At 62.3% G+C, this 11,362-nt stretch carries 10 protein-coding genes; 6 read left to right on the top strand and 4 right to left on the bottom strand.

Annotated elements, in window-relative coordinates:
- Positions 1 to 88: 88 nt before the first annotated feature.
- Positions 89 to 3,001: an aminotransferase gene (locus EJA72_RS02595; protein ID WP_157709974.1), complete on the bottom strand. Its 2,913-nt coding sequence runs from the start codon at positions 2,999 to 3,001 to the stop codon at positions 89 to 91.
- 145 nt (positions 3,002 to 3,146) lie between these two features.
- Here EJA72_RS02595 and rfbC point away from each other — a divergent pair, with 145 nt between their 5' ends.
- Genes rfbC through EJA72_RS02575 form a run of 4 tightly spaced genes read left to right on the top strand, consistent with a single transcriptional unit; the run spans position 3,147 to position 7,440 of the window.
- Positions 3,147 to 3,692, top strand: coding sequence for a dTDP-4-dehydrorhamnose 3,5-epimerase (gene rfbC / locus EJA72_RS02590; protein ID WP_157709973.1), 546 nt, complete (start codon positions 3,147 to 3,149; stop codon positions 3,690 to 3,692).
- Between the two features lie 52 nt (positions 3,693 to 3,744).
- Positions 3,745 to 5,553 (top strand): ATP-binding protein, encoded by a 1,809-nt coding sequence (locus tag EJA72_RS02585; protein ID WP_157709972.1) that lies wholly within the window; start codon positions 3,745 to 3,747, stop codon positions 5,551 to 5,553.
- Complete coding sequence (locus EJA72_RS02580; protein ID WP_157709971.1) at positions 5,550 to 6,944, top strand: sigma-54 dependent transcriptional regulator; 1,395 nt, start codon at positions 5,550 to 5,552, stop codon at positions 6,942 to 6,944. The genes EJA72_RS02585 and EJA72_RS02580 overlap by 4 nt, the downstream gene beginning before the upstream one ends.
- Before the next feature lie 40 nt (positions 6,945 to 6,984).
- On the top strand, positions 6,985 to 7,440 hold the full coding sequence (locus EJA72_RS02575; RefSeq protein WP_157709970.1) for a YiiD C-terminal domain-containing protein: 456 nt from the start codon (positions 6,985 to 6,987) through the stop codon (positions 7,438 to 7,440).
- A gap of 168 nt (positions 7,441 to 7,608) precedes the next feature.
- On the opposite strand, the gene cysQ is transcribed toward EJA72_RS02575, so the two are convergent.
- A complete protein-coding gene (cysQ, locus tag EJA72_RS02570) occupies positions 7,609 to 8,436 on the bottom strand; it encodes a 3'(2'),5'-bisphosphate nucleotidase CysQ (RefSeq protein ID WP_157709969.1) in 828 nt (275 codons plus the stop codon).
- Entirely contained in the window at positions 8,433 to 8,999 is a 567-nt protein-coding gene (gene nudE, locus EJA72_RS02565; RefSeq protein WP_157709968.1) for an ADP compounds hydrolase NudE, read from the bottom strand. Before nudE ends, cysQ begins: the two co-directional genes overlap by 4 nt.
- A 91-nt stretch (positions 9,000 to 9,090) precedes the next feature.
- Here nudE and yrfG point away from each other — a divergent pair, with 91 nt between their 5' ends.
- The gene (gene yrfG / locus EJA72_RS02560; RefSeq protein ID WP_157709967.1) at positions 9,091 to 9,753 is read left to right on the top strand and encodes a GMP/IMP nucleotidase; all 663 of its coding nucleotides are present in this window, start codon (positions 9,091 to 9,093) and stop codon (positions 9,751 to 9,753) included.
- Positions 9,754 to 9,879: 126 nt separating this feature from the next.
- Here the strand turns inward: yrfG and lysM are convergent, their stop codons facing one another.
- Positions 9,880 to 10,329, bottom strand: a complete 450-nt coding sequence (gene lysM / locus EJA72_RS02555; protein ID WP_157709966.1) for a peptidoglycan-binding protein LysM — start codon at positions 10,327 to 10,329, stop codon at positions 9,880 to 9,882.
- A 138-nt stretch (positions 10,330 to 10,467) separates the two neighbouring features.
- Here lysM and EJA72_RS02550 point away from each other — a divergent pair, with 138 nt between their 5' ends.
- Positions 10,468 to 11,355, top strand: a complete 888-nt coding sequence (locus tag EJA72_RS02550; protein WP_157709965.1) for a LysR family transcriptional regulator — start codon at positions 10,468 to 10,470, stop codon at positions 11,353 to 11,355.
- The last annotated feature ends 7 nt before the right edge of the window (positions 11,356 to 11,362 follow it).

Raw genomic sequence — 11,362 nt, 5'->3', positions numbered from 1 at the left:
GCTCGCGATAGCGTCAGATTCAGTCAGCGAAAATATTGACTGATCTGACGCTATCGCGAGCAGGCTCACTCCTACAGGGGGTAGGGGGTTACAGCCCTTCCGCGAGCACCTTCGCCAGCATGTCCACAAAGAAATCCACGCTCTGACGCGAGGTCACCATCGGCGGCTTGATCTTGAGGACGTTCAAGTAATCCCCCGTCGGCTGCATGAAAATCCCCAATTCACGCAGGCGATCGCACAGCGCCGTGGTTTCTTCGGTTGCCGGTTCGAGGGTTTCACGGTTGCGGATCAACTCGACCCCGAGGTAGAAGCCGGAACCATGCACCGCACCCACCAGCGGATGCACATCGATCAGCGCTTCCAGGCGTTCCTTGAAATAGCCGCCCACAACCTGGGCGTTTTCCCAGAGCTTTTCTTCTTCCATCACATCCAGCACCGCCATGCCCACCTGGCAGCTGACCGGACTGCCGCCCGCCGACGAGAAGAAATACCCCTCCGCTTCCAGTGCTTCGGCGATTTCCCGACGGGTGATCACCGCACCCAGTGGCTGACCGTTGCCCATGCCCTTGGCCATGGTGATGATGTCCGGCACCACGCCTTGCTCTTCAAAGCCCCAGAAGAAATGGCCCATGCGCCCGTAGCCAACCTGCACCTCGTCGGCGATGCACACGCCGCCCTGGGCGCGCACTAACGCGTACACCTGCTTCAAGTAGCCCGGCGGAAGCGAAATCCCCCCCGCATTGCCGTACACCGGCTCGCAAATAAAACCGGCCAGTTGGCGTTTCTGCTCGGCGATTTTCGCCAAGTTGTGTTCGACGCTGCGCACGTAATCCGGTGCGCTGTCCGGGCCCCGGAACTCACCGCGATAGGTGTTCGGCGCGATCACCGGATGCACCCAGTCCGGGCGGCTGATCAAGGCTTTGGGGTTATCGGCAATCGACGTCGAGACCGCGTCGGCCCCCACGGTCCAGCCGTGATAGGCCTCCAGCACGCTGAGCATGTCGCGACCGCCGCTGTAGGCCCAGGCCAGGCGAATCGCCAGGTCATTGGCCTCGCTGCCGCTGTTGACCAGGAATACGCGGTCCATGCCGTCCGGTGATAATTTCAACAAGCGCTCGGAGAACTCGGCCACCGCTGCGTAGTTAAACCGCGAGTTGGTGTTGAGGAGCGACCACTGACGGCTCGCGACCGCGGCCATGCGCGGGTGGCCATGACCGAGCACCGCGACGTTGTTGAGCATATCGAGGTAGGACCGGCCTTGCATGTCGATCAGGTGATTGCGCCAGCCGCGCTCGATGCGCGGTGGATCGACGTAATAGTGCTTCTGCGTGCGGGCAAAACTGGCGTCGCGACGGGCCAGCAATGTCTGCGAATCAAGCTCTTCTTGCGCATCGCACGCCAAGCCCAACAACACCGCCGGGGACGGGCACAGCGCTTGCCAGGCCGGTGCGCGCGACGGCGTGCAAAACAACGGCGCATCGAGTTGAGCGCCGCGCCACACCTGTACGATCAACGGCCCACTGACCGAACCCAGCACCTGGCCTTTCACCAAGGCTGCGCCGGTGTGCAGTGACGGCGTCACGCCCCACAGCCGCACGCTCAGTTGCGGGCCATCCAGTTGCAGCACGCCCTTCTCTGGCTGATGGACCACCCCGGCAAACGGTGACTCGACCGCCGTGCCATGGGGCACGCGCAACTCCACGTGCAAGGGGCAGGTATCCGGTTCGGTGGCGGTATCGGGTCGGGTGCGGGACAAACGGTATTGCCCATAACGACTGGCCGCCAAACCATGGGCGGCAGCGGCTTCACTCAACAGACGCTGATCAACACCCTCCTGTTCCCAGTTACCGGCCTCGAAATGCGCGCTGAGCACGCCCAGGTCAATCAGCGCAAATTCGCGCCCCACCAGACTCGGCAGCAGCGGCGCAAACCCTTCACTGCCGATCTCCGGCAGGCTCTGGCCGACCGAGGTCAGGATCGCCGCTTCCATCAACGCCAACGGCACCGAGGTCGCTACCCGGAAAATCTCCCACTCATGGGTGAGATTGTCGCGGCTGTAAGTGTTGCCAGGATCGATGCTCACCTGCTGCTCGCCGCTGAGCACCAGCACCGCCGCACGCGCAACAATCAATGGCCACAACGCCAGCAACTCTTCATGGGTCAGCGGATTGACTGCGTGATAGGCCTGAACCGCCGGCAAGATATAAAACGGATCGCCAGCGGCGTGGTGCAACAAAGCCGCGCAGGTCACCGACAGATCTGTGATACGCCAGGTCCGCACCAGGTCGCCAAAATCAATAACGCCCTGCAGTTGCCACTGCCGTTGCGAATCCCGTTGCCAGACCACGTTGTCGTCGGTGATGTCCATGTGAATGGCCTGCACCGGCAGCTTGTCCACCAGCGGCTGCAAATGACGCTCGGCCCGCTCGGCGGCCTCGGCAATCAGCCGGCGTTGCTGATCGTCCTTGATGACCGGCAGCAAATGCGCGATCAAGGCATTGGCGTGGCGCGCGTCCCATTGCAGCGTGCGTTCGAGGCCCGGGTGGTCGAAACCGGCCAATGCCAGGTCCATTTCACCGCAGAGCCGGCCGAATCCGGCGACGACCGGGCCGGGTAGATGATCAAGGTGCGTGAGCGATTGGCCTTCGATGTAATCGAGCAGGCGCACATGCACCGCCTGGCCGTCGACTTCCAGAGTGAGCAGGTCCGCACCGTTTTTGGCCGCAATTACGCGCGGCACGTGAACACCGGAATGCTCGCCCAGATGCTTGAGCCCGGCATGCTGCGCTTGCAGCTCCAGCACCGAGTAATCGCCCCGGCAGATTTTCAGGACAAAACGCCCTTGCTCGCTGTCGACGCGGTAGTTCAGATCCTGCTGGCTGCCGAGGGCTTGCAACCTTCCGCTCAGCCCGTAATGTCCCTTCAGCAGCTCAAGCGCTTGCTCCGCAGACACTTGCGGGCTGGGCAAACTGGCGCGATGAATCAACGTGGCGAGCGGCATACAACAACCTCTGGAATTTTATTAGGCGCTTATATCGCCACTGCTTGTGACGATACGCAACCCCCTTCACCGACAGACCACTCGCGCCGACCCGTCACTTTGAGCAAGAATGTGCGCCATCGACGCCTACTGCCGGAGAAGCACCATGAATGTAATCACCACCGACCTGCCCGGTGTTCTGATCATCGAACCCAAAGTGTTTGGCGATGAACGCGGCTTTTTCTACGAAAGCTTCAACGCCAAAGCCTTCGAGGAAGCGACCGGCCTGGACACGAAGTTTGTTCAGGACAACCATTCCCGCTCGCAGAAAGGCGTGCTGCGCGGCCTGCATTACCAGCTCCAGAACACCCAGGGCAAACTGGTGCGCGTGACCGTCGGTGAAGTGCTCGACGTGGCCGTGGACATTCGTCGCAGCTCGCCGCATTTCGGCAAATGGGTGGCGGTGCGCCTGTCCGCCGAGAATCATCGCCAACTGTGGGTGCCTGAAGGTTTCGCCCACGGTTTCGTGGTGTTGAGCGAGTTTGCCGAATTCCTCTACAAAACCACCGACTACTACACGCCGTCGGCCGAGCGCAGCATTCGCTGGAACGACCCGGACCTGGCGATCGACTGGCAACTGGAAGAGGAACCACAACTGTCCGCCAAGGATCAGGCCGGTGCGTTCTTCAAGGACGCCGACGTCTTTTCCTGAAACGCCGTCAGCCTAGGCATAATGCGTCTGTCCCCACAGGCGCACGATGCTCATGACTCCGACCCTCCCCCGCAGACCCCGCTGGCGCAGCCTGGCCCTGCTCGCGCTGTGCCTGGCGCCGTTGTTGTGGCCGTTGCAGCATCTGGCCGAGCGCTACTACCGCAGCGAACTCGCCGGGCAGAACCGTCAGACCCTCGACCTCTATGTCGCCAACTTGTTGGGCACCCTGCACCGGTATGAAGTCTTGCCGCAGATCCTCGGCGACCTGCCCGCCTTGCGCGCTGTTCTCGGAGCACCGGACGATGGCGTCACCCAAGGCAACGCCAACCGCCTGCTGAAGAACATCAGCGCCCAGACCGGCGCCGAAGTCATGTACCTGATGGACACCACCGGCAAGACCCTCGCCGCCTCGAACTGGGACAAACACGACAGTTTCGTGGGCCGCAATTTTTCGTTCCGGCCGTATTTCAGCGAAGCCATGGCCGGTCGGCTGGGGCGTTTTTTCGGCTTGGGCACAACCTCGGCCAAACGCGGCTACTTCTTCGCCGCCGCCGTGCGCGATGGCGAGAAGATCGTCGGCGTGCTGGTGGTCAAGGTCGACCTCGACCACACCGAAAGCCTGTGGGGCAAAACCCCGGAACAACTGCTGCTGACCGACCATAACGGCGTGGTCATTCTCACGTCGCGGCCTGAGTGGCGTTTCCGCTCGACCCGCGAGCTGAGCGAGGACGAAAGCAAGGCCATTACCGCGATCCAGCCCTACCCGACCCGCGATCCCAAGCCGTTGAAGATCAACCCGAGTGCCTGGCTGACCCAGACCCGGCAGATCGAAGAAACCGGCTGGAGCGTCAACATCCTTGCCCCGCGCACGCTGATCGACCGCCCGGTACGCACGGTGGTCGCCATCGGTGGTGCGACGTTGCTGGTATTGATGCTGCTGCTGGGCCTGATGATGCAGCGCCGCCGCCACTACCTCGAACGAATCGCCTTCGAAGCCAAGGCTCGTCGCGAACTGGAAGGCCGGGTGGCCGAGCGCACCAGCGACCTCGAAGGCCTCAACCGCCGACTGAAACAGGAAGTGCTGGAGCGCGAACAGGCCCAGCAAGAGTTGGTGCGCGCCCAGGATGACCTGGTCCAGGCCGGCAAGCTTTCGGCGCTGGGCACCATGTCCGCGAGCATCAGCCACGAACTGAATCAGCCGCTGGCCGCGATCCGCAGCTACGCGGAAAACGCCGAAGTGTTGCTCGATCATCAGCGCACCGACGACGCACGGGGCAACCTCAAGCTGATCAGCGAACTGACCGGACGCATGGCTTCGATCATCGCCCACCTGCGCGCCTTCGCCCGGCGCGATCGCCACGCGCCGGAAAGCGTCGCCCTGCAACCGGCGCTGGACGATGCGCTGGCCTTGCTGGCCAAACGGCGGCGCAGCATGGAGGTCGAGTTGATCCGCGATTTGCCCGCCGCCACCTTGTGGGTCGAGGCCGGGGAAACCCGTTTGCGCCAAGTGCTGGGCAACCTGCTGGCCAACGCCCTGGACGCGCTGACCGAAAAAGGACCGCCGCGTAAACTGTGGTTGAGTGCCCAAACCACAACCGACGGCGTCAATCTGTACATTCGCGACAACGGCCCCGGCTTTTGCATGGAAGCCCTTGGCCGCGCCAGCGAGCCGTTTTACACCACCAAGACCCGCACACAAGGGCTGGGTTTGGGGTTGGCAATCTGCGAGACCCTGATGCGCGCCTTCGGCGGTGAACTGTCGTTCTCCAACCATAAGGAAGGTGGCGCACTGATAACCCTGAAACTGCGCGCAGGCGCACCGGGCGTAAGCCTGCAACCGTCCGAGGACCGAAGTGCATGACCATCGACAACCGCATTCAGGTCGTGCTGATCGACGACGATCCCCACCTGCGTCAAGCCCTGAGCCAGACGCTGGACCTGGCGGGCCTGAAAATCCTGCCACTGGCCGAAGCCAAAGGCCTCGCCGCGCAACTTGAGCGCGACTGGCCTGGCGTGGTCGTCAGTGACATCCGCATGCCGGGCATGGACGGCCTCGAACTGTTGACCGAACTGCATGCCCAGGACCCGGAGCTGCCGGTGCTGCTGATCACCGGTCACGGCGATGTACCGCTGGCGGTGCAGGCGATGCGGGCCGGCGCCTATGACTTTCTGGAAAAGCCGTTCGCCAGCGACGCCCTGCTCGACAGCGTCCGTCGCGCGCTGGCCTTGCGCCGGCTGGTGCTGGACAACCGCAGCCTGCGTCTGGCCCTCAGCGACCGCAATGAACTGAGCACCCGGCTGGTCGGGCAATCGGCGCCGATGCTGCGTTTGCGCGAGCAAATCGGCGCATTGGCGGCGACCAAGGCCGACGTGCTGATCCTCGGTGAAACCGGCGCCGGCAAAGAAGTCGTGGCCCGGGCGCTGCACGACCTGTCGAACCGACGCAACGGCCCGTTTGTGGCGATCAACGCCGGGGCGCTGGCCGAATCCGTGGTGGAAAGCGAGTTGTTCGGCCACGAGCCCGGCGCTTTTACCGGGGCGCAAAAACGTCGGATCGGCAAGTTCGAGTTCGCCAACGGCGGCACGCTGTTCCTCGATGAAATCGAGAGTATGAGCCTGGACGTCCAGGTCAAACTGCTGCGCTTGCTGCAAGAACGAGTGGTCGAACGCCTGGGCGGCAATCAGCTGATCCCGCTGGACATCCGGATCATCGCCGCGACCAAGGAAGACCTGCGTCAGTCCGCCGACCAGGGCCGCTTCCGCGCCGACTTGTATTACCGGCTGAACGTCGCACCGCTGCGCATTCCACCGCTGCGCGAGCGCGGCGAAGATGCGCTGATGCTGTTCCAGCACTTCGCCGACGAAGCCAGCGACCGTCACGGCTTACCGCCTCACGAACTGCAACCCGGCCAGCGTGCACTGTTGCTGCGCCACAACTGGCCGGGCAACGTGCGCGAACTGCAAAACGCCGCCGAACGTTTTGCCCTGGGCCTGGAACTGGCCCTGGACAACAGCGCGCCGGACGGCATTACCGGCACGACGACAGACGTGGTCAGCGGCGGGCTCAGCGAGCAAGTGGAAAACTTCGAGAAGAGCCTGATCGCCGCCGAACTGGCGCGCTCCCACAGCTCGGTGCGCAGCCTCGCCGAAGCGCTGGGCATCCCACGCAAAACCTTGCACGACAAGCTGCGCAAGCACGGCTTGAACTTCGCCGACGGTGGCGCGAGCGGCCATCACGATGATCTTGAATGAGCCGCCGTCACCTCATCATCTTCAACCCAGAGGCCTATGAATGAACCGCGACAGCCGTCACCTGGAATCGGTCCTCCATCACGACATTCCCCTGACGCAAGCCATGGGGGTCAAAGTGCTCGACTGGCACGATCACCAGCTGCGCCTGCACTTGCCGCTGGAAGCCAACGTCAATCACAAGAGCACCATGTTCGGCGGCAGTTTGTACTGCGGCGCGGTGCTGGCAGGTTGGGGCTGGTTGCATTTGCGCTTGCGCGAGGAAGGGATTGAAGACGGGCATATCGTGATTCAGGAAGGCAAGATCAGCTACCCGCTGCCGGTGACGGGCGATGCAAATGCCATTTGCCAGGCGCCGGGTGAGGGGGTGTGGAAGAAGTTTCTGGCCACTTACCAACGTTATGGCAGGGCGCGTTTGACGCTGCATACGCGGGTTGTGAACAGCGGCAGCGATGAGGATGCGGTGACATTTGCCGGGCAGTACGTGCTGCATCGTTAACGATCAGGACCGACACAGAACCTGTGGCGAGGGAGCTTGCTCCCGCTCGGCTGCGCAGCAGCCGTCATTCCTGCGGCGAGGTTTCACCGATACGTCACGGTGCCTGGTTTCGGGGGGCGCTTCGCGACCCAGCGGGAGCAAGCTCCCTCGCCACAGGGTCGCAGCAGATCAGGAGCGGGCGAGTTCCAGCAGTTTCTCTCGCCAGGCCGCCTTCGCCGGCAGCGCCAGGAAGAACTCATTCAACAGCGATTCCCGCGCCGGATAGCTGAACGGTGCACCACTCAGGTCCAGCACCTCACCGCCCGCCCCTTCCAGCACGCCTTGCGCCGCCGCCGTGTCCCACTGCGAAGTCGGAGCCAGGCGCGGGTAACAATCCGCCGCCCCTTCCGCCAACAGGCAGAATTTCAGCGAGCTGCCGACGTTGGCCAGTTGCAGTTCACCCAGACTGGCACTCAACCCGGCCAGCAAGCGCTCCTGCTCAGGGCTCGAATGTCGACGGCTGGCCACCACGGTAAACGCTTCGCCCGCTCCCGGCGTTTCGCGCACCTGAATCGGCAAAGGCTCAGCGTCTCGATCCCCGCGCCATGCGCCCAGACCGGCACCGCCGACATAAAAGCGCCCGTTGGTCGGCATCGACACCACACCGAACACCACCCGACCGTGCTCGATCAGCGCGATGTTGACGGTAAATTCTTCACTGCCGGAGATGAACTCCTTGGTCCCGTCCAACGGGTCTACCAGCCACCAGCGCTGCCAGCCGGCGCGCACGCCTTGAGGAATGTTGGCGTCTTCTTCCGACAGCACCGGAATGCTCGGGTCCAGCGCCGTCAGCCCGGCCAGAATCAAATGGTGTGCGGCCAGGTCGGCCGCGGTGACCGGTGAATCGTCAGATTTGGCGGTCACGGCGGTGCCGGTGCGCCAGAACGGCAGGATGGCATCGCCAGCTTTCAACGCCAGTTCAACCACAGGCGCCATCAACGGATGAGGAAAATTCAAGGCAGAAACACTCCACGCAAAGTCAGCAGGTCACGGGCCAGGTACAGCGCCGCCAAGGCACGGCCTTCGGTAAATCTCGGGTTCAGCGCCAGCGACGACAGTTCTCGCAGATTGATCTTGTCCACGCCCATCGGCTCGGGCTCGTCACCCTCAAGCCGCTCCTCGTACAGATCAGTGGCCAGCACCACCTGGATCTTCTGGCTCATGTAACCCGGCGACAACGACAATTCGGTCAGATGCTCCAGTTGCCGCGCGCCATACCCGGCCTCTTCCTTGAGTTCACGCTCGGCCGCCGCCAGCACGTCTTCGCCCGGCTCGATCAAGCCCTTGGGCAAGGACAGTTCATATTCTTCAGTGCCGCCGCAGTACTCCTCGACCAGCACCGCATGGTCGGCATCGAGCATCGCCACGATCATCACCGCCCCATACCCGGCGCCCCTGCCGACCAGTCGCTCATAGGTGCGCTCCACGCCATTGGAAAAGCGCAACTTCAGCTCTTCGACGCGGAACAAACGGCTGCTGGCGACAATCTCGCGGGCGAGGATGGTGGGTTTCTGGCGCATGAAAAGCTCCTTGGCGTGAACGCGTTACTATACCCGGCCTATCCTGATTATTGACTTCGGATATCCTTTTTTACCGCTGGAGACGTTTTTTATGCCCTTGCTGCCCTGGCACGACATCGACACCGTTTTGCTCGATATGGACGGCACCCTGCTGGACTTGCACTACGACAACCATTTCTGGATGGAACACTTGCCGCAGCGTTACGCCGAACTGCACGGAGTGAGCCGGGCGATGGCCGAGATGGAACTGCAGCCGCTGTTCGAACGCAATGCCGGCCAGTTGCAGTGGTATTGCCTGGATTTCTGGAGCGCCGAGCTGAAATTGCCCGTGCGAGAGTTGAAACTGGAAACCGCTCACCTGATCGCCCTGCGTCCGGATGCGGATACGTTTCTGGCCGCGATCAAAAAAGCCGGCAAGCGGGTGGTGATGATCACCAATGCGCACCGCGATTCGCTGTCATTGAAGCTGGAACGCATTGAACTGGCGCCCTATTTCGAGCGCTTGATCAGCTCCCACGATTACGGCTTTCCCAAGGAGAACCCGCAGTTCTGGGAGGCGCTGCAGACGGACATCGGATTCGATCCGGCGCGCAGTCTGTTTATCGACGACACGTTGCCGATCCTGCGCAGTGCGCGCCATTTCGGCGTGGCGCATTTGTTGGCGGTGAGTGAACCGGACAGTCGCAAAGGGCCGAAGGACACGGCGGAGTTTGCGGCGGTGGGGGATTATCGGGAGCTCATTTCAGGACTTTAGACCGAGGTGTCTGCATCGCGAGCAGGCTCGCTCCCACAGTGGATCTTCAGCGGCAACAAAATCTGTGCACGAAGAAGATCCACTGTGGGAGTGAGACCGGCTTGCCGGCGATGGCGATCTTGAGGCTTACTCAGGAATCCGCAACGACTGCCCCGGATAAATCTTGTTCACATCCTTGAGCATCGGCTTGTTGGCCTCGAAGATTTTGTTGTATTTGTTGGCATCGCCGTACACCCGCAGGGAAATGGCGCTGAGGGTGTCGCCCTTCTCGACCACGACAAATTTCGCGGCAACGACCACCGGCCCGGTGACCGTGATCTGATCTTCAACACCGCTGACACCCGCTACGTTGCCCAGCGACAGCAGGATCTTTTCCTTCTCTTCCTGAGTCGCGGCCTCGCCACTGGCAATGACCTTATCGCCCTCGACCTTCACCTGAATCTTGGAAGTGTCGATCCCCGTCAGCGCATCCTTCACGTGCTTGGTCAGTGCCTCGCTGTTGGCTTCGGCCTTGTCCGGCGTCAGCGCATCGAGGATTTTTTCACCGGCTTCTTTGAGAAAACTGAAAAGGCTCATCGTGTGCTCTCCATGGATTAAAAGTTGTCCAGACGCAAAAGCCTAGACCAAGCTTGCAACACGCGGCTCCAACCCGACCAATGACGCCGCTTCCCCCCAGGCGCTAGAATCCGAACCTTCCCGCGCCCTGGAGCGAAGATGGACATCAAGCAGCTGAAATTCCTCATCGCCCTCGACGAAACCCGGCATTTCGGCCAGGCCGCTGCGCGCTGTCACATCACCCAGCCGACGCTGTCGATGCGCCTGCGCAGCCTCGAAGAAGAACTCGACCTGCCCTTGGTCAACCGCGGGCAGCGCTTCGAAGGCTTTACCGCGCCGGGCGAGCGGGTGCTGGCGTGGGCGCGAACCGTGCTGGCGGCCTACGACGGTTTGCAGGCCGAGGCCGCTGCCTGTCGCGGCAACCTGGTCGGCACCTTGCGCCTGGGCGTCGTGCCCCTGTCGAGCTTCGACCCGCTGCCTCTGATGCAACGCCTGCACGCCGAACACCCGAACCTGCGCTTCGAACTCTCTGCCCTCAGCTCCGAGCAGATTCTTGAGCAACTGGCGAACAACCGACTGGACCTGGGCGTGTCCTATCTGGAACGCCTGGACGGCGAGCGCTTTGACTCCCTGGCCTTCAGTGAAACCCACATGGGCCTGCTCTACGACCAGCGCCACTTCAGCTTCGGCCCGGAACCACTGACGTGGGAATCGTTGATCGAATTGCCACTGGGCATGCTCACCAGCGGCATGCATTTTCGCCAATCCATCGACCACAACTTCCACAGTCGCGGCCTGACCCCGCAGCCACTGTTGCAGACCGATGCCGTCCACCAATTGTTACAAGCCGTGCATGGCGGTTTTTGCTGCGCGGTGATGCCACTGGACGGCGGTCTGGAAAACCTGACCGACCATCTGCGCCTGCACCCCATTGAAAAAGCCCAGACTCTCGCCCGGCTGGGGCTGATCATGCGTCGCAGCGCGCCCCGTTCGGCGTTGGCGGAGGCCTGTTTCGCGATCTATCAGAAATCACTGACAGGCTCTTAATCGACGT

The organism is Pseudomonas sp. PB120, assembly GCF_009761815.1.
Taxonomy (GTDB): domain Bacteria; phylum Pseudomonadota; class Gammaproteobacteria; order Pseudomonadales; family Pseudomonadaceae; genus Aquipseudomonas.
The sequence above is the reverse complement of the archived record's forward strand: the minus strand, read 5'-3'. Positions and strand labels throughout refer to the sequence as shown.